The 25,677-nt window shown below is 51.9% G+C and carries 36 protein-coding genes; 24 read left to right on the forward strand and 12 right to left on the reverse strand.

Annotated elements, in window-relative coordinates:
* Nucleotides 1–70: 70 nt before the first annotated feature.
* The 5 genes from rpsG (at nucleotide 71) to bfr (ending at nucleotide 4,931) form a co-directional block, all read left to right on the forward strand.
* Entirely contained in the window at nucleotides 71–541 is a 471-nt protein-coding gene (gene rpsG / locus HV243_RS01785) for a 30S ribosomal protein S7 (RefSeq protein ID WP_016154763.1), read from the forward strand.
* 96 nt (nucleotides 542–637) lie between these two features.
* The gene (fusA, locus tag HV243_RS01790; protein ID WP_016154762.1) at nucleotides 638–2,752 is read left to right on the forward strand and encodes an elongation factor G; all 2,115 of its coding nucleotides are present in this window, start codon (nucleotides 638–640) and stop codon (nucleotides 2,750–2,752) included.
* A 69-nt stretch (nucleotides 2,753–2,821) separates the two neighbouring features.
* Entirely contained in the window at nucleotides 2,822–4,006 is a 1,185-nt protein-coding gene (gene tuf / locus HV243_RS01795; RefSeq protein ID WP_003031109.1) for an elongation factor Tu, read from the forward strand.
* A 185-nt stretch (nucleotides 4,007–4,191) separates the two neighbouring features.
* On the forward strand, nucleotides 4,192–4,386 hold the full coding sequence (gene bfd, locus HV243_RS01800; protein WP_003031111.1) for a bacterioferritin-associated ferredoxin: 195 nt from the start codon (nucleotides 4,192–4,194) through the stop codon (nucleotides 4,384–4,386).
* A gap of 71 nt (nucleotides 4,387–4,457) precedes the next feature.
* Nucleotides 4,458–4,931 (forward strand): bacterioferritin, encoded by a 474-nt coding sequence (gene bfr / locus HV243_RS01805; protein WP_016154761.1) that lies wholly within the window; start codon nucleotides 4,458–4,460, stop codon nucleotides 4,929–4,931.
* Between the two features lie 37 nt (nucleotides 4,932–4,968).
* On the opposite strand, the gene HV243_RS01810 is transcribed toward bfr, so the two are convergent.
* The 12 genes from HV243_RS01810 to gspC are packed head-to-tail and all read right to left on the reverse strand — an operon-like array spanning nucleotide 4,969 to nucleotide 15,739.
* A complete protein-coding gene (locus tag HV243_RS01810; protein ID WP_016157619.1) occupies nucleotides 4,969–5,748 on the reverse strand; it encodes an A24 family peptidase in 780 nt (259 codons plus the stop codon).
* Nucleotides 5,745–6,212: a type II secretion system protein M gene (locus HV243_RS01815; RefSeq protein ID WP_053388944.1), complete on the reverse strand. Its 468-nt coding sequence runs from the start codon at nucleotides 6,210–6,212 to the stop codon at nucleotides 5,745–5,747. The genes HV243_RS01810 and HV243_RS01815 overlap by 4 nt, the downstream gene beginning before the upstream one ends.
* Nucleotides 6,209–7,354, reverse strand: coding sequence for a type II secretion system protein GspL (gene gspL, locus HV243_RS01820; protein WP_053388943.1), 1,146 nt, complete (start codon nucleotides 7,352–7,354; stop codon nucleotides 6,209–6,211). Before gspL ends, HV243_RS01815 begins: the two co-directional genes overlap by 4 nt.
* A 10-nt stretch (nucleotides 7,355–7,364) precedes the next feature.
* Nucleotides 7,365–8,351: a type II secretion system minor pseudopilin GspK gene (gene gspK / locus HV243_RS01825; protein WP_049041703.1), complete on the reverse strand. Its 987-nt coding sequence runs from the start codon at nucleotides 8,349–8,351 to the stop codon at nucleotides 7,365–7,367.
* Nucleotides 8,348–8,920 carry a type II secretion system protein GspJ gene (locus tag HV243_RS01830; RefSeq protein ID WP_053388942.1) on the reverse strand — a complete coding sequence of 191 codons (573 nt, stop codon included), beginning with the start codon at nucleotides 8,918–8,920 and terminating at the stop codon, nucleotides 8,348–8,350. The genes gspK and HV243_RS01830 overlap by 4 nt, the downstream gene beginning before the upstream one ends.
* Nucleotides 8,904–9,290 (reverse strand): type II secretion system minor pseudopilin GspI, encoded by a 387-nt coding sequence (gene gspI, locus HV243_RS01835; protein WP_181603926.1) that lies wholly within the window; start codon nucleotides 9,288–9,290, stop codon nucleotides 8,904–8,906. The genes HV243_RS01830 and gspI overlap by 17 nt, the downstream gene beginning before the upstream one ends.
* Entirely contained in the window at nucleotides 9,287–9,778 is a 492-nt protein-coding gene (gene gspH / locus HV243_RS01840) for a type II secretion system minor pseudopilin GspH (RefSeq protein ID WP_053388941.1), read from the reverse strand. Before gspH ends, gspI begins: the two co-directional genes overlap by 4 nt.
* A 5-nt stretch (nucleotides 9,779–9,783) precedes the next feature.
* Entirely contained in the window at nucleotides 9,784–10,176 is a 393-nt protein-coding gene (gene gspG, locus HV243_RS01845; protein WP_047358922.1) for a type II secretion system major pseudopilin GspG, read from the reverse strand.
* Between the two features lie 54 nt (nucleotides 10,177–10,230).
* A complete protein-coding gene (gene gspF / locus HV243_RS01850) occupies nucleotides 10,231–11,442 on the reverse strand; it encodes a type II secretion system inner membrane protein GspF (protein ID WP_053388940.1) in 1,212 nt (403 codons plus the stop codon).
* Nucleotides 11,439–12,932 (reverse strand): type II secretion system ATPase GspE, encoded by a 1,494-nt coding sequence (gene gspE, locus HV243_RS01855; protein WP_053388939.1) that lies wholly within the window; start codon nucleotides 12,930–12,932, stop codon nucleotides 11,439–11,441. Before gspE ends, gspF begins: the two co-directional genes overlap by 4 nt.
* A 6-nt stretch (nucleotides 12,933–12,938) precedes the next feature.
* Nucleotides 12,939–14,891 carry a type II secretion system secretin GspD gene (gene gspD / locus HV243_RS01860; RefSeq protein WP_242672054.1) on the reverse strand — a complete coding sequence of 651 codons (1,953 nt, stop codon included), beginning with the start codon at nucleotides 14,889–14,891 and terminating at the stop codon, nucleotides 12,939–12,941.
* A gap of 50 nt (nucleotides 14,892–14,941) precedes the next feature.
* Nucleotides 14,942–15,739, reverse strand: coding sequence for a type II secretion system protein GspC (gene gspC / locus HV243_RS01865; RefSeq protein ID WP_053388937.1), 798 nt, complete (start codon nucleotides 15,737–15,739; stop codon nucleotides 14,942–14,944).
* Between the two features lie 166 nt (nucleotides 15,740–15,905).
* On the opposite strand from gspC, the gene HV243_RS01870 reads away from it, so the two are divergent.
* From HV243_RS01870 to rplF, 19 genes are all read left to right on the forward strand, one after another.
* Nucleotides 15,906–17,420 carry a peptidoglycan-binding protein gene (locus tag HV243_RS01870; RefSeq protein WP_053388936.1) on the forward strand — a complete coding sequence of 505 codons (1,515 nt, stop codon included), beginning with the start codon at nucleotides 15,906–15,908 and terminating at the stop codon, nucleotides 17,418–17,420.
* Nucleotides 17,420–17,803, forward strand: a complete 384-nt coding sequence (locus HV243_RS01875) for a hypothetical protein (protein WP_053388935.1) — start codon at nucleotides 17,420–17,422, stop codon at nucleotides 17,801–17,803. The genes HV243_RS01870 and HV243_RS01875 overlap by 1 nt, the downstream gene beginning before the upstream one ends.
* Nucleotides 17,804–18,009: 206 nt before the next feature.
* Nucleotides 18,010–18,321, forward strand: coding sequence for a 30S ribosomal protein S10 (gene rpsJ / locus HV243_RS01880; protein WP_001181005.1), 312 nt, complete (start codon nucleotides 18,010–18,012; stop codon nucleotides 18,319–18,321).
* A 32-nt stretch (nucleotides 18,322–18,353) separates the two neighbouring features.
* The gene (gene rplC / locus HV243_RS01885) at nucleotides 18,354–18,983 is read left to right on the forward strand and encodes a 50S ribosomal protein L3 (protein WP_003031117.1); all 630 of its coding nucleotides are present in this window, start codon (nucleotides 18,354–18,356) and stop codon (nucleotides 18,981–18,983) included.
* A 10-nt stretch (nucleotides 18,984–18,993) separates the two neighbouring features.
* The gene (gene rplD, locus HV243_RS01890) at nucleotides 18,994–19,599 is read left to right on the forward strand and encodes a 50S ribosomal protein L4 (RefSeq protein ID WP_003031119.1); all 606 of its coding nucleotides are present in this window, start codon (nucleotides 18,994–18,996) and stop codon (nucleotides 19,597–19,599) included.
* Complete coding sequence (gene rplW, locus HV243_RS01895; RefSeq protein WP_000617546.1) at nucleotides 19,596–19,898, forward strand: 50S ribosomal protein L23; 303 nt, start codon at nucleotides 19,596–19,598, stop codon at nucleotides 19,896–19,898. The genes rplD and rplW overlap by 4 nt, the downstream gene beginning before the upstream one ends.
* Nucleotides 19,899–19,915: 17 nt before the next feature.
* Nucleotides 19,916–20,737, forward strand: coding sequence for a 50S ribosomal protein L2 (gene rplB / locus HV243_RS01900; RefSeq protein ID WP_016154746.1), 822 nt, complete (start codon nucleotides 19,916–19,918; stop codon nucleotides 20,735–20,737).
* Between the two features lie 16 nt (nucleotides 20,738–20,753).
* Nucleotides 20,754–21,032 carry a 30S ribosomal protein S19 gene (rpsS, locus tag HV243_RS01905; protein WP_001138115.1) on the forward strand — a complete coding sequence of 93 codons (279 nt, stop codon included), beginning with the start codon at nucleotides 20,754–20,756 and terminating at the stop codon, nucleotides 21,030–21,032.
* A 14-nt stretch (nucleotides 21,033–21,046) separates the two neighbouring features.
* Nucleotides 21,047–21,379, forward strand: coding sequence for a 50S ribosomal protein L22 (rplV, locus tag HV243_RS01910; RefSeq protein WP_000448832.1), 333 nt, complete (start codon nucleotides 21,047–21,049; stop codon nucleotides 21,377–21,379).
* A gap of 17 nt (nucleotides 21,380–21,396) precedes the next feature.
* Complete coding sequence (rpsC, locus tag HV243_RS01915; RefSeq protein ID WP_000529945.1) at nucleotides 21,397–22,098, forward strand: 30S ribosomal protein S3; 702 nt, start codon at nucleotides 21,397–21,399, stop codon at nucleotides 22,096–22,098.
* A gap of 12 nt (nucleotides 22,099–22,110) precedes the next feature.
* Nucleotides 22,111–22,521 (forward strand): 50S ribosomal protein L16, encoded by a 411-nt coding sequence (gene rplP, locus HV243_RS01920; RefSeq protein ID WP_000941212.1) that lies wholly within the window; start codon nucleotides 22,111–22,113, stop codon nucleotides 22,519–22,521.
* On the forward strand, nucleotides 22,521–22,712 hold the full coding sequence (rpmC, locus tag HV243_RS01925) for a 50S ribosomal protein L29 (RefSeq protein WP_000644742.1): 192 nt from the start codon (nucleotides 22,521–22,523) through the stop codon (nucleotides 22,710–22,712). Before rplP ends, rpmC begins: the two co-directional genes overlap by 1 nt.
* Nucleotides 22,712–22,966 (forward strand): 30S ribosomal protein S17, encoded by a 255-nt coding sequence (gene rpsQ, locus HV243_RS01930; protein WP_003031120.1) that lies wholly within the window; start codon nucleotides 22,712–22,714, stop codon nucleotides 22,964–22,966. Before rpmC ends, rpsQ begins: the two co-directional genes overlap by 1 nt.
* A gap of 163 nt (nucleotides 22,967–23,129) precedes the next feature.
* A complete protein-coding gene (rplN, locus tag HV243_RS01935; protein ID WP_000613954.1) occupies nucleotides 23,130–23,501 on the forward strand; it encodes a 50S ribosomal protein L14 in 372 nt (123 codons plus the stop codon).
* A gap of 10 nt (nucleotides 23,502–23,511) precedes the next feature.
* On the forward strand, nucleotides 23,512–23,826 hold the full coding sequence (rplX, locus tag HV243_RS01940; RefSeq protein ID WP_003031122.1) for a 50S ribosomal protein L24: 315 nt from the start codon (nucleotides 23,512–23,514) through the stop codon (nucleotides 23,824–23,826).
* A gap of 14 nt (nucleotides 23,827–23,840) precedes the next feature.
* Nucleotides 23,841–24,380, forward strand: coding sequence for a 50S ribosomal protein L5 (gene rplE / locus HV243_RS01945; protein WP_003031123.1), 540 nt, complete (start codon nucleotides 23,841–23,843; stop codon nucleotides 24,378–24,380).
* 14 nt (nucleotides 24,381–24,394) lie between these two features.
* Nucleotides 24,395–24,700, forward strand: a complete 306-nt coding sequence (gene rpsN, locus HV243_RS01950) for a 30S ribosomal protein S14 (protein WP_003031125.1) — start codon at nucleotides 24,395–24,397, stop codon at nucleotides 24,698–24,700.
* A gap of 30 nt (nucleotides 24,701–24,730) precedes the next feature.
* Entirely contained in the window at nucleotides 24,731–25,123 is a 393-nt protein-coding gene (gene rpsH, locus HV243_RS01955) for a 30S ribosomal protein S8 (RefSeq protein ID WP_003031127.1), read from the forward strand.
* A 12-nt stretch (nucleotides 25,124–25,135) separates the two neighbouring features.
* The gene (gene rplF / locus HV243_RS01960) at nucleotides 25,136–25,669 is read left to right on the forward strand and encodes a 50S ribosomal protein L6 (RefSeq protein ID WP_003031129.1); all 534 of its coding nucleotides are present in this window, start codon (nucleotides 25,136–25,138) and stop codon (nucleotides 25,667–25,669) included.
* The last annotated feature ends 8 nt before the right edge of the window (nucleotides 25,670–25,677 follow it).

Consider the following 25,677-nt stretch of genomic DNA (forward strand, 5'->3'; position numbering starts at 1 on the left):
CGTTTTATATTAATGTCAAACTAAACTCGTAGAGTTTTGGACAATCCTGAATTAACAACGGAGTATTCCCATGCCACGTCGTCGCGTCATTGGTCAGCGTAAAATTCTGCCGGATCCTAAGTTCGGATCAGAGCTGCTGGCTAAATTTGTAAATATCCTGATGGTAGATGGTAAAAAATCTACTGCAGAAACCATCGTATACAGCGCGCTGGAGACCCTGGCTCAGCGTTCTGGTAAAGATGGCCTGGAAGCTTTTGAAGTAGCCCTTGAAAACGTGCGTCCGACTGTCGAAGTTAAGTCTCGCCGCGTTGGTGGTTCTACTTATCAGGTTCCAGTTGAAGTCCGTCCGGTTCGCCGTAATGCCCTGGCAATGCGTTGGATCGTTGAAGCTGCTCGTAAACGCGGTGATAAATCCATGGCTCTGCGCCTGGCGAACGAACTTTCTGATGCTGCAGAAAACAAAGGTACTGCAGTTAAGAAACGTGAAGACGTTCACCGTATGGCAGAAGCCAACAAGGCGTTCGCACACTACCGTTGGTAATCCCTTCGGAGTTTTAGTCACCAGGCGGGCGCTTCTAGTAAGCAGCCCGCTTTGGGCTACTTAAATTGAACGCCTAAAAGATAAACGAGGAATCAAATGGCTCGTACAACACCCATCGCGCGCTACCGTAACATCGGTATCAGTGCGCACATCGACGCCGGTAAAACCACTACTACCGAACGTATTCTGTTCTACACCGGTGTAAACCATAAAATCGGTGAAGTTCATGACGGCGCAGCCACCATGGACTGGATGGAACAGGAGCAGGAGCGTGGTATTACTATCACCTCCGCAGCGACTACTGCATTCTGGTCTGGTATGGCTAAGCAGTATGAACCGCATCGCGTTAACATCATCGACACCCCGGGGCACGTTGACTTCACTATCGAAGTAGAACGTTCCATGCGTGTGCTTGATGGTGCAGTAATGGTTTACTGCGCAGTTGGTGGTGTTCAGCCTCAGTCTGAAACCGTATGGCGTCAGGCAAACAAATATAAAGTTCCACGCATTGCGTTCGTTAACAAAATGGACCGTATGGGTGCGAACTTCCTGAAAGTTGTTGGTCAGATCAAAACCCGTCTGGGCGCGAACCCTGTTCCGCTGCAGTTGGCGATTGGCGCTGAAGAAGCGTTCACCGGTGTTGTTGACCTGGTGAAAATGAAAGCCATCAACTGGAACGAAGAAGATGCAGGCGTAACCTTCACTTATGAAGATATCCCGGCTGACATGCAGGAACTGGCTGAAGAATGGCACCAGAACCTGATCGAGTCCGCTGCGGAAGCTTCAGAAGAGCTGATGGAGAAATACCTGGGTGGTGAAGAACTGACTGAAGAAGAGATCAAAAAAGCTCTGCGTCAGCGCGTTCTGAACAACGAAATCATCCTGGTAACCTGTGGTTCTGCGTTCAAGAACAAAGGTGTTCAGGCGATGCTGGATGCGGTAATTGATTACCTGCCATCCCCAGTCGACGTACCTGCGATCAACGGTATTCTGGACGACGGTAAAGATACTCCGGCTGAGCGTCATGCTAGCGATGAAGAGCCGTTTGCTGCTCTGGCATTCAAAATCGCTACCGACCCGTTCGTGGGTAACCTGACCTTCTTCCGCGTGTACTCTGGTGTGGTTAACTCCGGTGACACCATCCTGAACTCAGTGAAAACTGCACGCGAGCGTTTTGGCCGTATCGTACAGATGCACGCTAACAAACGTGAAGAGATCAAAGAAGTTCGCGCGGGCGATATCGCTGCTGCTATCGGTCTGAAAGACGTGACCACTGGTGACACTCTGTGTGACCCGGATCACCCGATCATTCTGGAGCGTATGGAATTCCCTGAGCCGGTAATCTCCATCGCGGTAGAACCGAAAACCAAAGCTGACCAGGAAAAAATGGGTCTGGCTCTGGGCCGTCTGGCTAAAGAAGACCCGTCATTCCGCGTTTGGACTGACGAAGAATCTAACCAGACCATTATCGCCGGTATGGGTGAGCTGCACCTCGACATCATCGTTGACCGTATGAAGCGTGAATTCAACGTTGAAGCGAACGTCGGTAAACCTCAGGTTGCTTACCGTGAAGCGATTCGCGCGAAAGTTACCGATATCGAAGGTAAACACGCTAAGCAGTCTGGTGGTCGCGGTCAGTACGGTCATGTTGTTATCGACATGTACCCGCTGGAGCCGGGTTCAAACCCGAAAGGCTACGAGTTCATCAACGACATCAAAGGTGGTGTAATTCCTGGCGAATACATCCCGGCCGTTGATAAAGGCATCCAGGAACAGCTGAAATCTGGCCCGCTGGCTGGTTACCCGGTTGTTGATCTGGGCGTGCGTCTGCACTTCGGTTCTTACCATGACGTTGACTCCTCTGAGCTGGCGTTTAAACTGGCCGCTTCTATCGCCTTCAAAGATGGCTTTAAGAAAGCGAAACCAGTTCTGCTTGAGCCTATCATGAAGGTTGAAGTAGAGACTCCGGAAGAGAACACCGGTGACGTAATCGGTGACTTGAGCCGCCGTCGTGGTATGCTTCGTGGTCAGGAATCCAACGTCACTGGCGTTGTTATCCATGCTGAAGTTCCGCTGTCTGAAATGTTCGGATATGCAACCCAGCTGCGTTCTCTGACCAAAGGCCGTGCTTCTTACTCCATGGAGTTCCTGAAGTACGACGATGCGCCGAACAACGTTGCTCAGGCCGTTATTGAAGCCCGTGGTAAATAAGCCACAGGATTAAAACCTAAGTCCCGTGCTCTCTCCCCAGGGGAGAGCACTATAGTAAGGAATATAGCCGTGTCTAAAGAAAAATTTGAACGTACAAAACCGCACGTTAACGTCGGCACCATCGGCCACGTTGACCACGGTAAAACTACCCTGACCGCTGCAATCACCACCGTACTGGCTAAAACCTACGGCGGTGCTGCTCGTGCATTCGACCAGATCGATAACGCGCCGGAAGAAAAAGCTCGTGGTATCACCATCAACACTTCTCACGTTGAATATGACACCCCGACTCGCCACTACGCACACGTAGACTGCCCGGGCCACGCCGACTATGTTAAAAACATGATCACCGGTGCTGCGCAGATGGACGGCGCGATCCTGGTTGTTGCTGCGACTGACGGCCCGATGCCGCAGACTCGTGAGCACATCCTGCTGGGTCGTCAGGTAGGCGTTCCGTACATCATCGTGTTCCTGAACAAATGCGACATGGTTGATGACGAAGAGCTGCTGGAACTGGTAGAAATGGAAGTTCGTGAACTTCTGTCTCAGTACGATTTCCCGGGCGACGACACTCCGATCGTTCGTGGTTCTGCTCTGAAAGCGCTGGAAGGCGAAGCAGAGTGGGAAGCGAAAATCATCGAACTGGCTGGCTTCCTGGATTCTTACATCCCAGAACCAGAGCGTGCGATTGACAAGCCGTTCCTGCTGCCTATCGAAGACGTATTCTCCATCTCCGGTCGTGGTACCGTTGTTACCGGTCGTGTAGAGCGCGGTATCATCAAAGTTGGTGAAGAAGTTGAAATCGTTGGTATCAAAGAGACTGCTAAGTCTACCTGTACTGGCGTTGAAATGTTCCGCAAACTGCTGGACGAAGGCCGTGCTGGTGAGAACGTTGGTGTTCTGCTGCGTGGTATCAAACGTGAAGAAATCGAACGTGGTCAGGTACTGGCTAAGCCGGGCTCTATCAAGCCGCACACCAAGTTCGAATCTGAAGTGTACATTCTGTCCAAAGATGAAGGCGGCCGTCATACTCCGTTCTTCAAAGGCTACCGTCCGCAGTTCTATTTCCGTACTACTGACGTGACTGGTACCATCGAACTGCCGGAAGGCGTTGAGATGGTAATGCCGGGCGACAACATCAAAATGGTTGTTACCCTGATCCACCCAATCGCGATGGACGACGGTCTGCGTTTCGCAATCCGTGAAGGCGGCCGTACTGTTGGTGCGGGCGTTGTTGCTAAAGTAATGAGCTAATTATTGATTAATTAGCTTTGAGCTTAAAAAGGGCGCTTCGGCGCCCTTTTTGCTGTCCGCGATTTAGCAGTTGTCATATTTATTCGCATTTTTCATTCATTCTCCCGCTGCGTAAATAGCGTTGTGCTATTGTAATCATAACTATTCTCATTTACACTTTGCGCAGAAATTGAACGGGAGCGATCATGTACGTTTGTTTGTGTAATGCGATAAGTGATAAAAAAATACGTCAGGCTGTTCGCCAGTTTCATCCTCAGTCCTTTCAGCAATTGCGTAAATTTATTCCTGTTGGAAATCAATGCGGTAAGTGTATTCGTGCTGCCCGCGAAGTCATGCAGGATGAATTAACGCAAATGCCAGAATTTAAAGAGATCGCCTAAGTCACACTCTTTTTTTTGACATCCCTGTAGCCCCATCTACGCTCTAAGAGTGGAAGCGGAGGGACTATAAAATGAAAGGTGATGTTAAAATCATAAATTATCTCAATAAACTATTGGGAAATGAGCTTGTCGCAATCAACCAGTATTTTCTCCATGCTCGTATGTTCAAAAACTGGGGACTGACTCGCCTCAATGATGTTGAGTACCATGAATCTATCGATGAGATGAAACACGCTGATAAATATATCGAGCGTATTTTATTCTTAGAAGGGCTCCCAAACTTACAGGATCTTGGTAAGTTGGGTATAGGCGAAGATGTTGAAGAGATGCTGCAATCCGATCTTCGACTCGAACTCGATGGGGCTAAAGATTTACGTGAAGCCATTGCCTATGCCGACAGCGTCCATGACTACGTTAGCCGGGATATGATGATCGAAATCCTTGCTGATGAAGAAGGTCACATTGACTGGCTGGAAACGGAACTGGATCTGCTCCAGAAGATGGGACTCCAGAACTATCTTCAGGCACAGATTCGCGAAGCGTAGACGCAAACTTTGCAGAGCGGCAGGCCTGCCGCTCCTTTCAGTACCCGATAACACCTGAACTTTGCGCGCTGAAAATCAACCAACCTGCCAGTCCAAGCCACGGACCGAACGCGATAAGCGGTATCGACGTCCTTCGGGTAAGGCGTAGGATCAGCCACCAGACAATGCCCAGCAATGATGCAGCGAGTAAAATGGGCGGTAGCGCTGGCCATCCACACCAGGCACCCATCGCCGCCAGTAGCTTAGCGTCACCCAGGCCGATGCCCTCTTTTCCCGCGAGAATTTTGCATCCCCACCAGACCAGCCATAGCGTCAGATAGCCAGCGACAGCGCCGTACAGCGCGTCGGGTAACATCTCTCTGTCGTAAACGCTGTGATACATCAGACCGAGCCAGAGCAGCGGCTGCGTCAGCACATCCGGCAGCAGGTACGTCCGGAGATCAATTTGCGCCAGTGCGAAAATAAACCAGAACAGCGTCATGATGGCAATCGCATCAGACATTGAAGGGACAAACGCGGCGATAAGCGCAAAAACACAAGAACACGCCAGTTCAGTCAGTGGGTAACGCCATGAAATTGGCTTAGCGCAGGCCTGGCAACGCCCCCGCTGCCACAGCCAACTGAATAGTGGAATAGTGTTACGCACCGATAGCCTGTGCTGGCAGTGCGGACAGTGCGACGGAGGCCAGGCGATATTCCATGTTTCGCTGTGCCGATGCTCAATCATGATCGGCAGTCGATAAACCACTACATTCATAAAGCTGCCGACTATCAGCCCGACAAATGCCATTGCTGCAATGTTAATGAGTTCCGTCATTTCCCCACCGGATAGAGTTCAAGGGCTTCCACCGCAATCTCCCCGGCGACCGGGCGGGCGCTAAACGTGAGTTGCGAAACCTGTATTCCCTCATTTTGTAGGGTATTAAGCCACGCAAATAATGGTTCGGTTTTGACAACGGGAAGCGAGATCGCAAAATGATCGGGAGTGGATGTCACAACGCTGATATTCAGACCTGCCTGCTGCGCGCTATATTGTATCAGTGCCGGATCGGTCTTTGTGCCCGGTCTACTGGCAACTAATCCGCGACGCTGAATCGCCTCATTTACCCACAGGATCTCACTCCTGAGACGATCATTTTCCTGCCTCTGCTGTGAAATAGCGTTATCCAGGGGCTGAACCACGCCGTACCAGAATCCCGCCAGCAGACAGAAAACGGCGAGGAATATCAGACTGCGTTGCTCTCTGCCGTTTTTTTCGCTCCACCAGCTATTCATATTCATTTGCGCTCCTTCAGGGTCAGCCGGACGCTACCTGTCGTCCCTTCTGGCGGTTGAGTCAGGGTAAATTCGTCGTTTGTCTGCACCATAAAGCGGCGAAGATGTTCCGGATCGCGAACGTTGAGCGTCAGGGTAAAAAGGCGTTGTTCGAGCCGGTAGTTGACCTCGCGGATGGTAAGCCCCGGCAATGTGCTTAATCGGGTCTGAAGCTGAGTCAGTAACGTCAGCACATCCGGATAGCGATCCCTCGCGGACGATTCGAAGAAATATTTAAAATTGCTGTTGCGGTTATCACCTGGGAAATAGCGGTTCCACAGGGTGGCACCTTCCGCTGAGAGTGCCTGTTTCTGTTGATGAAGCTGCCAGAGCATCACCCCTTTCAGCCCTGAGAAGAGCGCTATTGCCAGGGCAAATGTTGCTATGGCGGCATATTTCAGCAGACGCGGGGTCGGTTGTGTCGGAGGCAAAGGGCGGAAGCTGCCGTGTAATACGTTAATGTCCTGAATATTATCGCTATTGCAGGCGCACGCCAGCGGTGGCTGCCAGTCAAGGTATTCGACATAAGCGTGAGGCACAGGAAGCGGGCTGGCGCTGATGATTTTCTGCTCTGTATGGCTGGCAAGTAAATGCATGAGCAGTGCCTCACTCAGCACGCCTGTTTTCCACGTGTCGTAACGGATTAACCATCGCTCATCTTGTTTTAGCAGACTCCAGCTATCCGTGACATACGGCAGCCAGAAACCATCCGGAACGATATACGTCAACGTCACGCCAGCTGTGTGGAAAGTCGTCAATAGATCGTTCAGCGTGGTCCTGGCGATCCCGGCGAGATGGAGCGTGTTTTCTTCTCTGGTGAGAACCGTCCAGTGCAGGCTGTCTGTATCACCGACAACGGCGTCCTCCACCAGCCAGCCCAGCGTTTGTTCACTGATTTTGTAGTTTTCCGTCGGTAATTCGACGCGACGAAAACAGAAATAATCAGGTGACAGGAACAGGCAGGCGTTACCGGCATCCGGCAGGTCGGTCAGCGCGTTCGGCTGGAGGTAATCCGCCTGTTCAACAATAACCGGAAGTTGTGCCTCGTTGGGGCAGCACCATTCCAGTTTTCCCGGCAGCGGACGTAGCAGTAATGTGTCTGGCGTCATTTAGTTCCCTTTAATGGTCGCGCGCCACGCTTTTGCGGGCTGTAATAAACAGAGCCTTTCTTTTGGGATCGTATTCCAGCTGGCTGATGGTGCTCCCGGCGCTATCGCCCTGTTCGATAGTCGTTTCAAGGCGGAAGTAACGACTGGTCGCCACCGCAATGCTTTTGAATGTGGTCTGCGACAGCTTATGAGCCGGATTATCCTTATCGAATGTCTTTAACAACGTCTCAATGCTGATTTTGCGTCCTTTGCGCGGGGTATCAAAAAAGCGCTCAATCTCGCGTGGCGGGACAGCATTATTGAGCATCGCCGCAAGCAACGGTGCATCTCGGCGCGTCAGGGTGTTGATGTTGATTTTTAGCTCATCATCAGGCAGCGCGCAGAGTAGCGGGGAGATTTGCTGGTAAAGAGAAAGCGTCATCCCTTTGATTTGTTTGAGCTCACTGATTGACCAGATACGTCGTCCGCCAATGGTGTGGGGGTCGTTACTTGTCTGGTAATACTCATTTTCGGCACCGGAGGCGCGTGGGATATCGTCGTTATCGATGTAGTCGGCGATAGCATCAACCAGCGCCTCAGCTTGGGCATTGGTGACGCCAACGTTGTCCAGCAGCGCCAGAAAGACGCTCACGCTGGCGGGCGGCTCTTTCATTCGATCGGTCGGGGCGTTAATCAGCGCATTAATGTTGTAACAGGCCTGCTCGTCAGATAGCTGCCAGCTAACAACATCGCCGCTGGCGAGCTGAATACGCTGCGGCTGCGCCCAGAGCTGCTCGTGAGTGAGGTATTTCTCATTATCCCGCAGGTCCTGTTCAAGAATACGCATGGCCTGGCTTTCAGCCAGCTCTGCCAGCCAGTTTTGCTGTAGCCGCATCCGGGTGTAGCTGGTACGTTTGAGGTTGATCTGGTAGCGCACGGTCATTTCGCTGGCCAGCGCCGCCATAATTGCCAGGATCATCAGCACTACCAGCAGCGCCACGCCCTTTTGCCGGGTCATTGCTGTTCTCCTGGCTGGCGGTTCTCTGGCAACAGCGTCAGACGAGTTATCGTGCCGGAATCAGCAAGTTTGAGAGTGACTTCCATCGCGCCAGGAGATGGAATTTTCGCCGTGTCCGTCCACGCTTTCTCTTTACCGTTGTAATAACGCAACGTGAAGGCGTTCACACCATTGAGCATCGGCTGAGTGATGGCCGGGGTTCTATCTTCCGGGTAGCGCCAGAGCGTGCGGTATAAAGTATGATCCTGCAGATACCACTGAACTCGCTGGATATCGGGCGCGCAGCAGGCGCCAGGATAACGGTTACTGCTGGCTGTCGTCAGCATCAGAGTCTCTTTTTCGCCCTGCAATTCGGTTACCGGCACCCGCTGTCGGATATCTTTATCCAGCAAATTGACGGTACGCACGATGGCGGAAAAACGCTGCTGATGCTTTTTGGTCTGCTCGTTACTGTCAATTGTCGTCGTCAGCATCTGCGCCGTCAGCAGGCTGAGCGTGGCGAACAGGGCAATAGCCAGTAAAACTTCCAGCAGGGTAAAGCCGCGCTGTTTCTCAGGGCGGGGAGACATTTTGCGGTCCTCCTTGCGGCGAGGGGATAAAGCGCTGCAGGCGGATCTGCTGTTTGTCCTCAAGAGCGACGTCTGCTGTCCAGGTGCTGAGGCCAGAAGCATCGGCGGGTAAGACTGTCAACGACCAGGCCCAGCGGCGTTTACCCATTATGCTGCTGCCCGTGGCGGTTTTAGCGGGGCTCTGCCCGGCCAGTTGATAGGTTTTGAGCACATTATCCGCTACCCAACCGGCAAGCACCTGTTCTTCCATTTTTGCGGTGGCGCTAACCTGACCGTGCAGGCTGTTGAGTAGCGCGAGGGAGCAGGTGGCGAAAATGAATATCGCCAGCAGCACTTCCAGAAGCGTCATTCCTGATTGCCTTTGGCTCATCGGCTTTCGCCTCGGGTGAGCACCAGCGGCAGCCCGCCGGTGCTGGCGAGCGTGAACAGCAGCCTGTTATTTTTACGGCTGCGGATGTGTAGCGTAAACGGCGTAATTTCACCGTCCGGGTGAATCAGAATTTGCGGCGTGCCGACGGATTGCCTGGCGAGCGACACCGGGAACAGAGCCACCTGCCAGTCATTTTCCCACTTGCCCTCGGTCGCCAGGCGATAGAACTGTGTTGGCGTCTGCCAGCGATTGCCAATCGGTGTGACGATGCGCCAGCCTTGTTCGCGGATCTCAATACCGGTACTGCGGTCCTCCATGGTTGACCAGTCAGCGGCATATTCAGTCAGTGCCGCCAGCTGTTCGGCTGCGGTAATCGCTTTCGCGGTATCATTTTGTCGCCCGTAGGTCATCATCACCAGCGAGGCGCCAAGCGCGATAATCGTCAGCACCAGAATGACTTCCAGTAGCGTGAATCCCTTCTGCCTCATTCCGATTATTTCGCTTTACCCAGTTCCCAGTTAGTAATGTCGTCAGCGGTGCCGGGTTCACCGTCCTGACCTGCGGAGAGAATATCGTAATCGCCGTGTTCACCAGGGCTAACCAGCAGATACTCATTTCCCCATGGATCCTGTGGCAGACGCTTGATATAGCCCTTCGCGTTGTAATTTTCCGGGATTGGGCTGGCGGTCGGTTTTTCGACCAGCGCCTTTAACCCCTGCGCCGTCAGCGGATAGCGATAGTTATCCAGTTTGTACATATCCAGCGCATTCTCCAGCGCCACGATGTCGCTGACGGCTTTCTGGTGATCGGCTTTGTCTTTATTGCCCATTAAACTGGGGACGACCAGGCTTGCGAGGATGCCCAAAATAACCAGCACCACCATCATCTCCAGCAGCGTAAATCCTCGCTGCTTATGTGCATTACTATTCACGTTTTGTCCTTAACTTACCAATGAGTTGAGTTGCAAAATGGGTTGCAGAACCGAGACGATGATGAACAGCACAATCATCGCCATCGTAATAATCAGCGCGGGTTCAAACAGCGCCAGCGTCAGCGCTATGCGGTTTTGTAGCAGTGTTTCCTGCTGGTCGGCGGCGCGCGCCATTAGCTCGCTGAGCTGGCCGCTTTTTTCCCCGGAGGCAATCATGTAGAGCATCATCGGCGGGAATAGATCGCATTTTTCCAGGGCGAGATGAAAGCCTGAACCCTGGCGCACGCGCTCCGCAGCCTGACCCAGCCGCTGACTAATTTCTCGGTTACCGATGCCTTCGGTTGCCAGCGTCATCCCTTCCAGCAGCGGAACGCCGCTGATATTAAGAATGCTCAGGGTGCGCAAATAACGGGCGCAGTGGATAGCGCGCAGCAGGGCGCGACTGAGTTTGAAATCAAGAAGCCAGCGGTCAAGCAGATGCCGTTTGCCGGGGCGGGTGAGCCAGTGGCGAAACAGGAAACAGGCAATCAGCAGCAATGCGATTACCCACAATCCGTAGTGGCGCATGGCACCACTGATTGCCAGCAACACGCGCGTGGACATCGGCAGCGCTTCTTTCATATGCAGAAACTGCTCTACGATTTTGGGCACTACGGTGGTGAGCAGGATAGCGACGACGGCGAGCGCCACGCTGGTCAGCAGGGAAGGATAAATCAGTGACTGGATGAGTTTACTGCGTGTTGCCTGTCGTAACTCATTGTAGTCAGCCAGCTGTTCCAGCACACAGCCGAGCTGTCCGCTTTTTTCGCTGGCTTTAACCAGCGTGCGGTAAACGGAATCGAAGATCCGCGGCCAGGCGGCCAGCGATTCGGAAAGCGTATGTCCGGCGAGGATCCGTTCGCGCAGGTCGCGTAGCACCAGACCCAGTTTATTATTTTTGTTCTGCCGCCCAATAACGAACAGCGCCTCTTCAAGCGGTAGCGAAGCGTTGGCCAGTGTGGCGAGCTGGCGGGTGAACAGCGCCAGTTCACTGCCGCTAAGTCGTAAACGAGGCGTTTTTTTTACCGTCCGAAACAGCGAAATGACCTTTTTCTCATTTAACACCAGCGGGTGCAGACCCTGGGCGCGCAGCGCCTCGCGCGCCTCTTTGCAGCTGGCGGCATCCAGCGTTCCACGGTGAGTCGTGCCGCTGTCATCCATTGCCTGCCACTGATATTTCATCGCGTATCCTCTTGCGCAGAGGTGACCCGCATGACTTCCTCAAGGGTGGTCTCGCCCGCCAGCACGCGCAGCAGGCCGTTCTCCCGCAGGCTCCGGCTTTGCTGGCGCAGGCACTGTTCCAGGGCGTGTTCATCGGCGTCGCGATGGATGATGCTGCGCATAGTTTTATCCACCAGCATAATTTCATGAATCGCCAGTCGCCCCTGATAGCCTGTTCCCCGACATTCGCCGCATCCGCAAGCCTGCCAGATTGTCTGAGCGGTGGGATCGAGCGTGTGCAGGAGGGATTTCTGAGAGTCAGGAATGGGAGCATGCACGCGGCAGGCCGGACAGAGGCGACGCACCAGACGTTGGGCGATAACGCCGCTTAGCGATGATGAGAGCAGGAAAGGTTCAACGCCCATGTCCCGTAATCGGGTGATCGCACCGCAAGCGCTGTTAGTGTGCAGGGTGGAAAGCACCAGATGTCCGGTGAGCGATGCCTGAACTGCTATCTGCGCGGTTTCGGCGTCACGAATTTCGCCGACCATGACGATGTCCGGATCCTGGCGCAGGATGGCGCGCAGTCCCCTGGCGAAAGACATATCCACCCGGCTGTTTACCTGGGTTTGTCCGACGCCTTCCAGCTCGTACTCGATGGGATCTTCGACGGTCAGGATATTACGCTGGGGGGAATTCAGCTCGGCGAGAATCGCATACAGCGTGGTGCTTTTTCCCGAACCTGTCGGGCCGGTGACGAGAATGATGCCGTGTGGCTGCTGTACTAAACCCTTCAGCCGCAGGCTATCCACCGCCGATAGCCCCATATTCTCCAGCGTCAGGCGCAGACTGTTTTTATCCAGCAGACGCAATACAGCTCTTTCGCCGTACTGCGAGGGCAACGTCGAAACGCGGACGTCAATATTTTTGCGTCCAAGGCGCAGGGAAATACGCCCATCCTGCGGCAGTCGTTTTTCGGCAATATCCAGCCGCGCCATTACTTTGATACGCGAAATCAGCAGCGGCGCCAGTTTTTTAGCGGGCTGAAGGACTGGCTTGAGGACACCATCGATACGAAAACGCACCACCAGCGATTTTTCGAAGGTTTCGATATGCACATCCGACGCGCCTTCCTTCACGGCTTCATGAAGAACCGCGTTGATCAGGCGGATAACCGGTGCGTCGTTTTCATCACTGAGCAGATCGGCGTTGTCGGGTAACTCTTCGCTCAGCGCCGTCAGGTCGATCTCCTGATCGATATCCTGGGCAATCTGCCGGGACTCTCCGGCGCCGTGCTGGAAAAGTTGCTCCAGGTGGTCGTCAAATTGCGCTGGCGTCAGGCGGCTGAAGCGCTGGCAGGCAACGCTGCTGGCCTCCAGTACGTTTTCCAGCGGCGTGTCGGTGCGGTAGAACAATTCATCCGCCGCGACCGCGATACCAAATTTTTGCCCCTGCGCGTAATTAAGCGGCAGAGGATGCTGGGGAGGAATGCGCGTCCATAAGTCAGTCATGTTGGATCATTCCCGGAAGGGATTGCGCGATGGCTGGCCGTTGGGCGCGTCGGTCGGCACATCGAAATTCAGCTCTTTAAGCATCGGGCGTTCTTCATCCTTCACGCCAAGCAATCCACTGGATTGCTTATCAATACGCTGCTGCTGTAACTCACGAAATCGGGTGTACTTATCCTTTGAGAGCGAACGATAAACCTCGTCGTCGCGAATAATGGTCGGCCTGATAAAGACCATCAAATTACGCTTCGCATTTTCCGTTGAGGTGTAGCGGAATAGCTGTCCGAGAACAGGGATATCGCCCAGCAGCGGTACTTTGGAAACCTGCTCTTTGCTTGAATCATCCAGCAGGCCACCCAGCACCACGGTTTCGCCACTTTTGACCAGCACGGCATTCTGGATAGTACGGGTGTTGAACGTCGGACCGAGATCGCTGGCGTTACCGGAGGCGGTATCGACGCTCGACACCTCCTGCTCGATCTCCATCAGCACCGCGTCGCCTTCGTTGATTTGCGGTGTGACCTTCAGTTTGGTGCCGACGGTTTTACGTTCGACCGTATTAAAGACGTTGTCGCCGGAGGTCGTTTGCGAGCCGGAAAGCACCGGCACATCCTGGCCGACATTAAACGATGCTTCTTTGTTATCCAGCGTCACAATGCTGGGGGTGGCGAGAATATCGTTTTTGTTGTCGGAGGAGATCGCGGTGAGCAGGACGCTCCAGTCCCCCTCAAAGAAGCCCGTCGCCAGGCCGTTAAAACTGCTTAACGCGCTGGCAATAGGGTTGTCGCTGGTCATCGAACCATTTTTATCAAACTGGCGCGCGCCTCTTGAGGCGTCGAAAATCGGCAGCCCCGTTTTGGTAAACTGCTGACCGCCGACGTTGCTGTTGGCCCACTGCACGCCAAGATTCAGGCCGTTGCCATCCTGGACTTCCACAATGATGGCTTCAACCAGTACCTGTGCGCGGCGAATATCCAGACGAGCGATGACTTTTTCCAGCTCCTGCATGGTGCTCTGGTCTGCGGTAATGACCACCGAGTTGGTTTGTTCATCGGCGTTAATCGAGACATCCCGGGAAGGGGTAGCCACGCTCTGCGAAGACGACTGCTTGTCTTCCGTCAGTTTGGTTGACACGCCGGTCAGCACTTCAACGATTTTAGTGGCTTTGGCGTATTTCAAATAGAACACGCGAGTATTGCCCTGCGTGGTCTGTTCGATATCCAGTTTAGCGATTAAAGATTTCATCCGCTCGCGCACATTGTCCGGCCCGCTGATAAGAAGGGCGTTGGTGCGCTTGTCGGCGACAATTTTAGGCAGCAGGATCTGCGTTGGGTTTTCCTTTGACTCTTCGCGAATCAGGCTGTTAATTACATCAGATAAATCAACTGCCGAGGCGTAGCGCAGTTTGATAAGCTCACGTTCCTGAGTACCGATAACATCGACCCGTTTCACAACCTCAAGGATGCGATTGACTATATTGGCTTTGCCGGTGATCAACAGCGCATTAGAAGGATCATAATGTACGACGTTGCCGATGCCGCCGCTGTCCATCATCTGGCGTAATAGCGGAGCCAGATCGCGTACCGGGACATTTTTCAGCGCCACGACGCGGGTGATAAATTCATCGCCGACCGCCGGTTGCGACTGTGCCAATACTTTTCCCGGCGCGGTCTTAAGCGTTGCGGAGCGAACAACCTTCAGCAGGCCGTTATCCAGGGTGATAACCGAGTAGCCGTAGATATCGAGAACGCTGAGAAAAAACTGGTAGTATTCCTCCTCGTTGAAACTGTCAAAGCTGCGAACGGAGATTTTTCCCTGGACGGACGGATCGATCAGAATGGTTTTGCCCATTTGCTTACTGACCGAGGTAATAAACTCCCGGAGATCCGCATCCTGGAAGTTTGCCGAATATTGCGCTGACATGGTTTGAAATGGAAAGGAGCAAAACTGTAGCGCCAGTATCCATGCAGCCGTTTTTTTAATTCCTTTGCGCAATTTTGTCGTCCTTAAGGTTAATCATTCTCAGTAACGGATACATTCACCAGCGCTTCCTGACCGTTTCGTATTACGGTGAACTGGGCAGAGTTTAAGGTTACAAATTCCTGTAGTGCCGCTTTTGCTGACGCTTCCTGAGTTAGCGGATGGTTGTTCATTTTGATCGCAATATCGCCTGGCCTGAGTCCGGTTGCTATAAAACGTTCAACCGGACCACGGGCGTTTAATCTGACGCCCTGTAGCGCTTCCTGCTGATAGATAAAGTTAGTAATAATGATGTCGCTGAGGGAATGTGGCGCGCTGTCATGTGGCAGCGATGGTGCCGGTGGCCTGGAGGATATATCAGGCTCATCAATAAAAGCGATGCGTTGCCGGGAGCCATTGTTATCAATCGTCACGCTATTATTATCAATGTCCGTAATTTTTACGTCAGGGAGATCGTCAAGTTTATCTCCGGTACTGTAAAACTTTGCTTTCTCATTAATGGTGATAATAGCCTGTGAACGTGTTTTTAGCGTGCTCGCAATAATGCCATTTAGCTGGAGATTGAGCATCGAATTTTTAATTGAAACATCTTCTTTATTATCAGTCGCATTTTCCCTACTGTTTTTCGGTAAATTCATTGGCAGCTTGAGGGCAACGGACGTTATTGAGTGACTGGTTTTGTTTTTCGTATTTGTCGAATCAATAAATAATCTATAGGCATATAACGAATGAATAATAACAATGGCACCGACAAAAAACATAACGCAGTACAGCACATCGTTACGCTTTCTCTTAAATATAAAGGTAAATTGCTTTGCGATAACATCCATTGTTAATAGCATGCCTGTTCTTTTCGGGAGAAGCATGATATAGGCTTACTTTCAGGTTTTCAATTTAATCGTCGGAACATGTCGTTTAATTCAAATATAAAAAATTGATAATATTTACCTGGCATATAATAAGTTAAATACCCGCATCAATTACTGGAACTTATCGATGACTGAACGCGAATTACCGTATGCAATTTACTCTTTTTCGCAACATACCCTTATCAAGAATATCTTTATTCATGAGCTGGGCGCGGGCGATGTGGGCGTATTATGCGGCAAACAGGGGTGTGGTAAATCGACGATTATTTATCAGTTAGGTAAGAATTTTCCCGGCAGGGTAGTGGTGTTTACCGCCACTGGTTTATCTGGTTTCTGTCAATTGACACACACGGCGTGTACGCACGGAAAACTCCAGCCAGATTGGCGAGATGTGAGAATTAGCCGTTTCTGGTCAACGCTGATGCCTGCCCTTAGTCCGGCAGCGCAACCAATAATAATTGTCATTGATAATGCTGACGCACTCGCCAGACATCTTCCGGTATTTGTCGATAATTTCCGTCATCTGGCGGCTTCATTTGACGCTGGCGCCAGCTTGCTACTGGTGGGGGGCGAAGCGCTCAGGCGTAACCGACGACTTAAACGGCGTGTTACGTTATCGGCGATCATCGCTGCGCCGACGGACGATGAATATCTTGATTTTATGCATCAACAGCAACTGTGTGAGGCGGATGGCGAGCCTGTGCGGATGCGTCATGAATTTGTGCGCAAAGCGGTTCGGGCAGTGCAGGGAAACCTGGCGTTGCTGAGGCGCATCGCCCGGGCGGCGAGAAAAATGGCAACGGACAGGCAAGCGGATGTGTTAACCGCTCAACAGGAAAAATTGTTGCTGGAAACATTTACTCTACGCTCTTGCGTATTGCGCAAGGGAATATTGCCCGGACTTTACGCTGCGCTGGCTTTGACGTTCGGCTGGCTGGCGGTCGATGTTTTTCCCCTTCAACTTCCTGTGCCCGCCGGGTTAACGGTGGCGATGACGCAAAAAAAGGAAAACCTGCCGGATATTAGCGATGCACGGGGAGGATTACGCGACGCCATGCAGCAATTATTCAGCGTCTGGGGATTCGACACAGCGCATGACGAGGCATGGTGTGACAAGGCCGATCGCGCTGAGTTGGTGTGCGAAAGCGGCAAGGAACGTTTAGATAACCTCATCAGGCGCGGGTTGCCGTGGATCGCGCATTTGAATATCGATAAACAACCGGTCTACGGTGTTGTGATGCGTGTATCAGGAAACGAGCTGGATCTTATCATTGATAATAAAACCTGGATCATCAGTCAGGAGTGGCTGGCGAAGCACTGGCAGGGAAATTATACCCTGATGCTCAATTTAACGCCTGACAGGAAAATGCAGATCGGTGAAAAGAGTCCGGCGGAAACCATCATCTGGTTTGATACGATGCTGAGCCGCGCGCTGGGTGTTCCCGGCGATAAATCAGGCTCATGGACGCCATGGTTAATCGAAAAGGTCAAAGCATTCCAGCAGCGGGAGAATTTGCCTGTGGATGGTAAGCCGGGAAAAGAGACGCTGATAAGGCTACGTCAGAGTCTTGGAGACGCGCCGGTATTAATCAATGAGGCGGCACCTGTGCTCACACATGTGTCATCTAAGGAGCGTGTGTGATGATGCACATCTATCAACCCATTGATGCGAAAACAGTGTTGAGTTGCCGCTGGCGGCAGGCGCTGCGTTCCTGTTGCTGGCTGTTGTGGGTCAGCCTGATGCTAATGTGCGGCTACTACGGACATTATGTCTGGTTGGTGCGCCATCCGACAACCGCCACGCAGGGAGTGCCCGATTCTCAGGCGTATCGACTCTCGGATGTGCATTACATTTTTAAGCGGAAGCCTCTGCCGATACGCATCGATTTACCCACCCAGAACGAAGAGGGTGACAGTATGTTGGAAGAGATACCCTATGATGAAGCGTCCGAGCAGGAAGTGCCGGATGGCGAAGTATTGCGCTCACGTGTGCAACAAGCGCTGAGAGAAATCGATGGCAAATAGCCATAATCACTTGCATCCGTACTGGCTATACGTATAATACGCCAGCCTGTCAAATCTGACGGGTAGTTCGATATGAACTGTGGCGGTTTACCGTCAACAACGCTCCCAATCAGGGGGCTACGTAAGAACGGTTACACTCTCCCATCAATCGTAATGGGTTTGAGGAGTAACTATTTCGTCTATAAAATAATTGGAGCTCTGGTCTCATGCAGAACCAAAGAATCCGTATCCGTTTGAAAGCGTTTGATCATCGTCTGATCGATCAATCAACCGCGGAAATCGTCGAGACTGCCAAGCGCACTGGTGCGCAGGTTCGTGGTCCGATCCCGCTGCCGACCCGCAAAGAGCGTTTCACCGTTCTGATCTCCCCGCACGTCAACAAAGACGCGCGTGATCAGTACGAGATCCGTACTCACAAGCGTCTGGTTGACATCGTTGAGCCAACTGAAAAAACCGTTGATGCTCTGATGCGTCTGGACCTGGCTGCCGGTGTAGACGTGCAGATCAGCCTGGGTTAATCAGGTCATCGAGCGATTGAGAGGTTGATACAATGATTGGTTTAGTCGGTAAAAAAGTGGGTATGACCCGCATCTTCACTGAAGATGGCGTATCTATCCCAGTAACCGTTATCGAAGTTGAAGCAAACCGCGTTACTCAGGTTAAAGATCTGGCTAACGATGGCTATCGCGCTGTTCAGGTTACCACCGGTGCTAAAAAAGCTAACCGCGTAACTAAGCCGGAAGCTGGCCACTTTGCTAAAGCTGGCGTAGAAGCTGGCCGCGGCCTGTGGGAGTTCCGTCTGGCAGATGGTGAAGAATACACCGTTGGTCAGAACATTAGCGTTGAACTGTTTGCTGACGTTAAAAAAGTTGACGTAACCGGTACCTCTAAAGGTAAAGGTTTCGCTGGTACCGTTAAGCGCTGGAACTTCCGTACCCAGGACGCTACTCACGGTAACTCCTTGTCCCACCGCGTTCCGGGTTCTATCGGTCAGAACCAGACTCCGGGCAAAGTGTTCAAAGGCAAGAAAATGGCAGGTCAGCTGGGCAACGAACGTGTAACCGTTCAGAGCCTGGACGTAGTACGTGTTGACGCTGAGCGCAACCTGCTGCTGGTTAAAGGTGGTGTTCCGGGTGCGACCGGTTGCGACCTGATCGTTAAACCAGCTGTGAAGGCGTAAGGGGATAGCAATGGAATTAGTATTGAAAGACGCGCAGAGCGCGCTGACTGTTTCCGAAACTACCTTCGGTCGTGATTTCAACGAAGCGCTGGTTCACCAGGTTGTTGTTGCTTATGCAGCTGGTGCTCGTCAGGGTACTCGTGCTCAGAAGACTCGTGCTGAAGTAACTGGTTCAGGCAAAAAGCCGTGGCGCCAGAAAGGTACCGGCCGTGCGCGTTCAGGTTCTATCAAGAGCCCGATCTGGCGTTCAGGTGGCGTGACCTTCGCTGCTCGTCCACAGGACCACAGTCAAAAAGTTAACAAAAAGATGTACCGCGGCGCGCTGAAAAGCATTCTGTCCGAACTGGTACGTCAGGATCGTCTGATCGTTGTCGAATCATTCTCTGTAGAAGCGCCTAAAACTAAGCTGCTGGCACAGAAACTGAAAGACATGGCTCTGGAAGATGTGCTGATCATCACCGGTGAGCTGGACGAAAACCTGTTCCTGGCTGCGCGCAACCTGCACAAGGTTGACGTACGCGATGCAACTGGTATCGACCCGGTTAGCCTGATCGCCTTCGACAAAGTCGTAATGACTGCTGATGCTGTTAAGCAAGTTGAGGAGATGCTGGCATGATTCGTGAAGAACGTCTGCTGAAAGTGCTGCGCGCACCGCACGTTTCTGAAAAAGCGTCTACTGCGATGGAAAAAACTAACACCATCGTTCTCAAAGTTGCTAAAGACGCGACCAAAGCAGAAATCAAAGCTGCTGTGCAGAAACTGTTTGAAGTCGAAGTCGAAGTCGTTAACACCCTGGTAGTTAAAGGGAAAGTTAAACGTCACGGACAGCGTATCGGTCGTCGTAGCGACTGGAAAAAAGCTTACGTCACCCTGAAGGAAGGCCAGAATCTGGACTTCGTCGGCGGCGCTGAGTAAGTCGGAGGAGTAATACAATGGCAGTTGTTAAATGTAAACCGACATCTCCGGGTCGTCGCCACGTTGTTAAAGTGGTCAACCCAGAGCTGCACAAGGGCAAACCTTTTGCTCCGCTGGTTGAAAAAAACAGCAAATCCGGTGGTCGTAACAACAATGGCCGCATCACCACTCGTCACATCGGTGGTGGTCACAAGCAGGCTTATCGTATTGTTGACTTCAAACGCAACAAAGACGGTATCCCGGCAGTTGTTGAACGTCTTGAGTACGATCCGAACCGCTCCGCGAACATCGCGCTGGTTCTGTACAAAGACGGTGAACGCCGTTACATCCTGGCCCCTAAAGGCCTGAAAGCTGGCGACCAGGTTCAATCTGGCGTTGATGCTGCAATCAAAGCAGGTAACACCCTGCCGATGCGCAATATCCCGGTTGGTTCTACCGTTCATAACGTAGAAATGAAACCAGGTAAAGGCGGTCAGCTGGCACGTTCCGCTGGTACTTACGTTCAGATCGTTGCTCGTGATGGTGCTTATGTCACCCTGCGTCTGCGTTCTGGTGAAATGCGTAAAGTCGAAGCAGACTGCCGTGCAACTCTGGGCGAAGTTGGCAATGCTGAGCATATGCTGCGCGTTCTGGGTAAAGCAGGTGCTGCACGCTGGCGTGGTGTTCGTCCTACCGTTCGCGGTACTGCGATGAACCCAGTCGACCACCCACATGGTGGTGGTGAAGGTCGTAACTTTGGTAAGCACCCGGTAACTCCGTGGGGCGTTCAGACCAAAGGTAAGAAGACCCGCAGCAACAAGCGTACTGATAAATTCATCGTACGTCGCCGTAGCAAATAATTTTAGAGGATAAGCCATGCCACGTTCTCTCAAGAAAGGTCCTTTTATTGACCTGCACTTGCTGAAGAAGGTAGAGAAAGCGGTGGAAAGCGGAGACAAGAAGCCCCTGCGCACTTGGTCCCGTCGTTCAACGATCTTTCCTAACATGATCGGTTTGACCATCGCTGTCCATAATGGTCGTCAGCACGTTCCGGTATTTGTTTCCGACGAAATGGTCGGTCACAAACTGGGTGAATTCGCACCGACTCGTACTTATCGCGGCCATGCTGCTGATAAAAAAGCGAAGAAGAAATAAGGTAGGAGGAAGAGATGGAAACTTTAGCTCAACATCGCCATGCTCGTTCTTCTGCTCAGAAGGTTCGCCTTGTTGCAGACCTGATTCGCGGTAAGAAAGTGTCGCAGGCTCTGGATATTCTGACCTACACCAATAAGAAAGCGGCTGTACTGGTCAAGAAAGTCCTGGAATCTGCCATTGCTAACGCTGAACACAACGATGGCGCTGACATTGACGATCTGAAAGTTACGAAAATTTTCGTAGACGAAGGCCCGAGCATGAAGCGCATTATGCCGCGTGCAAAAGGTCGTGCAGATCGCATCCTGAAGCGCACCAGCCACATTACTGTGGTTGTGTCCGATCGCTGAGACTCTGGAGACTAGCAATGGGTCAGAAAGTACATCCTAATGGTATTCGCCTGGGTATTGTAAAACCATGGAACTCAACCTGGTTTGCGAACACCAAAGAATTCGCTGACAACCTGGACAGCGATTTTAAAGTACGTCAGTACCTGACTAAGGAACTGGCTAAAGCGTCTGTATCTCGTATCGTTATCGAGCGTCCGGCTAAGAGCATCCGTGTGACCATTCACACCGCTCGCCCGGGTATCGTTATTGGTAAGAAAGGTGAAGACGTAGAAAAACTGCGCAAAGTCGTAGCGGATATTGCTGGCGTTCCTGCTCAGATCAATATCGCCGAAGTGCGTAAACCTGAACTGGATGCAAAATTGGTTGCTGACAGCATCACTTCTCAGCTGGAACGTCGTGTTATGTTCCGTCGTGCTATGAAGCGTGCTGTACAGAACGCAATGCGTCTGGGCGCTAAAGGTATTAAAGTTGAAGTTAGCGGCCGTCTGGGCGGCGCGGAAATCGCACGTACCGAATGGTACCGCGAAGGTCGCGTACCTCTGCACACTCTGCGTGCTGACATCGACTACAACACCTCTGAAGCGCACACCACTTACGGTGTAATCGGCGTTAAAGTGTGGATCTTCAAAGGCGAGATCCTGGGTGGTATGGCTGCTGTTGAACAACCGGAAAAACCGGCTGCGCAACCTAAAAAGCAGCAGCGTAAAGGCCGTAAATAAGGAGCGTCGCTGATGTTACAACCAAAGCGTACAAAATTCCGTAAAATGCACAAAGGCCGTAACCGCGGTCTGGCGCAGGGTACGGATGTTAGCTTCGGCAGCTTCGGTCTGAAAGCTGTTGGCCGTGGTCGTCTGACTGCCCGTCAGATCGAAGCAGCACGTCGTGCTATGACCCGTGCAGTTAAGCGTCAAGGTAAGATCTGGATCCGTGTATTCCCGGACAAACCGATCACTGAAAAGCCGCTGGCAGTGCGTATGGGTAAAGGTAAAGGTAACGTGGAGTATTGGGTTGCCTTGATTCAGCCGGGTAAAGTCCTGTATGAAATGGACGGCGTACCGGAAGAGCTGGCCCGTGAAGCATTCAAGCTGGCAGCAGCGAAACTGCCGATTAAAACCACCTTTGTAACTAAGACGGTGATGTAATGAAAGCAAAAGAGCTGCGTGAGAAGAGTGTTGAAGAGCTGAACACCGAGCTGCTGAATCTGCTGCGTGAGCAGTTCAACCTGCGTATGCAGGCTGCAAGTGGCCAGCTGCAACAGTCTCACCTGTTGAAGCAAGTGCGTCGTGATGTCGCACGCGTTAAGACTTTACTGACTGAGAAGGCGGGTGCGTAATGACCGATAAAATCCGTACTCTGCAAGGTCGCGTTGTTAGCGATAAAATGGAGAAATCCATCGTTGTTGCTATCGAACGTTTTGTGAAACACCCGATCTACGGTAAATTCATTAAGCGTACGACCAAACTGCACGTACATGACGAGAACAACGAATGCGGTACTGGTGACGTGGTTGAAATCCGCGAATGCCGTCCGCTGTCCAAGACTAAGTCCTGGACGCTGGTTCGCGTTGTAGAGAAAGCCGTTCTGTAATACAGTAGGCATTCTCAACGAATAAACGGCTCAGCGATGAGCCGTTTATTTTTTCTACCCATATCGTTGAAGCGGTGTTATAATGCCGCGCCCCCGATATGGGGCTTTTTTAACGACCTGATTTTCGGGTCTCAGTAGTAGTTGACATTAGCGGAGCACTAAAATGATCCAAGAACAGACTATGCTGAACGTCGCCGACAACTCCGGTGCACGTCGCGTAATGTGTATCAAGGTTCTGGGTGGCTCGCACCGTCGCTACGCAGGCGTCGGCGATATCATCAAGATCACCATCAAGGAAGCAATTCCGCGTGGTAAGGTCAAAAAAGGTGATGTGCTGAAGGCGGTAGTGGTGCGCACCAAGAAGGGTGTTCGTCGCCCGGACGGTTCTGTCATTCGCTTCGATGGTAATGCATGCGTTATTTTAAACAATAACAGCGAGCAACCTATCGGTACGCGTATTTTTGGGCCGGTAACTCGTGAACTTCGTAACGAGAAGTTCATGAAAATTATCTCTCTGGCACCAGAAGTACTCTAAGGAGCGAATCATGGCAGCGAAGATCCGTCGTGATGACGAAGTTATCGTGTTAACCGGTAAAGATAAAGGTAAACGCGGTAAAGTTAAGAATGTCCTGTCTTCCGGCAAGGTCATTGTTGAAGGTATCAACCTGGTTAAGAAACATCAGAAGCCGGTTCCGGCCCTGAACCAACCAGGCGGCATTGTAGAGAAAGAAGCAGCTATTCAGATCTCTAACCTTGCTATCTTCAACGCGGCAACCGGCAAGGCTGACCGTGTAGGCTTTAGATTCGAAGACGGCAAAAAAGTCCGTTTCTTTAAATCTAACAGCGAAACTATCAAGTAATTTGGAGTAGTACGATGGCGAAACTGCATGATTACTACAAAGACGAAGTAGTCGCTAAACTCATGACTGAGTTTAACTACAATTCTGTCATGCAAGTCCCTCGGGTCGAGAAGATCACCCTGAACATGGGTGTTGGTGAAGCGATCGCTGACAAGAAACTGCTGGATAACGCAGCAGCTGACCTGACAGCAATCTCCGGTCAAAAACCGCTGATCACCAAAGCACGCAAATCAGTTGCAGGCTTCAAAATCCGTCAGGGCTATCCGATCGGCTGTAAAGTAACTCTGCGTGGCGAACGCATGTGGGAGTTCTTTGAGCGCCTGATCACTATTGCTGTTCCACGTATCCGTGACTTCCGTGGCTTGTCCGCTAAGTCTTTCGACGGTCGTGGTAACTACAGCATGGGTGTCCGTGAGCAGATCATCTTCCCAGAAATCGACTACGATAAAGTCGACCGCGTGCGTGGTTTGGATATTACCATTACCACTACTGCGAAATCTGATGAAGAAGGCCGTGCTCTGCTGGCTGCCTTTGACTTCCCGTTCCGCAAGTAAGGTAGGGTTACTGAATGGCTAAGCAATCAATGAAAGCACGCGAAGTAAAGCGCGTAGCTTTAGCTGATAAGTACTTCGCAAAACGCGCTGAACTGAAAGCTATTATCTCTGATGTGAACGCGACCGACGAAGATCGTTGGAACGCAGTTCTCAAGCTGCAGTCTCTGCCGCGTGATTCCAGCCCGTCCCGTCAGCGTAACCGCTGCCGTCAAACAGGTCGTCCGCATGGCTATGTGGGCAAGTTCGGGTTGAGCCGTATCAAACTGCGTGAAGCCGCTATGCGCGGTGAAGTACCAGGCTTGAAAAAGGCTAGCTGGTAATTACCAATTGAATCACGGGAGTAAAGACAGATGAGCATGCAAGATCCGATCGCGGATATGCTGACCCGTATCCGTAACGGTCAGGCCGCGAATAAAGCTGCGGTCACCATGCCTTCCTCCAAGCTGAAAGTGGCAATTGCCAACGTGCTGAAGGAAGAAGGTTTTATTGAAGATTTTAAAGTTGAAGGCGACACCAAGCCGGAACTGGAACTTACTCTTAAGTATTTCCAGGGTAAAGCTGTTGTAGAAAGCATTCAGCGTGTCAGTCGCCCAGGTCTGCGCATTTATAAGCGTAAAGACGAGCTGCCGAAAGTTATGGCTGGCATGGGTATCGCAGTTGTTTCTACCTCTAAAGGTGTTATGACTGATCGTGCAGCGCGCCAGGCTGGTCTTGGTGGCGAAATTATCTGCTACGTAGCCTAATCGGAGGAAAAAATGTCTCGTGTTGCTAAAGCACCGGTCGTTATTCCTGCCGGCGTTGATGTAAAAATCAACGGTCAGGTTATTACGATCAAAGGTAAAAACGGCGAGCTGACTCGTACTCTCAACGATGCTGTTGCAGTAAATCATGCAGATAATGCACTGACCTTCGGTCCGCGTGATGGTTACGCAGATGGATGGGCTCAGGCTGGTACCGCGCGTGCCCTGCTGAATGCAATGGTTGTCGGTGTTACCGAAGGCTTCACTAAGAAGCTACAGCTGGTTGGTGTAGGTTATCGTGCAGCGGTTAAAGGGAATGTAGTAAACCTGGCTTTAGGTTTCTCTCACCCTGTTGACCATCAGCTGCCTGCGGGTATTACTGCAGAATGTCCGTCTCAGACTGAAATCGTGCTGAAAGGCGCTGATAAACAGCTGATCGGTCAGGTTGCAGCAGATCTGCGCGCCTACCGTCGTCCTGAGCCTTATAAAGGCAAGGGTGTTCGTTACGCCGACGAAGTCGTGCGTACCAAAGAGGCTAAGAAGAAGTAAGGTAACAC

The sequence above is a fragment of the Citrobacter sp. RHBSTW-00599 genome (genome assembly GCF_013784065.1).
Classification (GTDB): Bacteria; Pseudomonadota; Gammaproteobacteria; order Enterobacterales; family Enterobacteriaceae; genus Citrobacter; species Citrobacter braakii.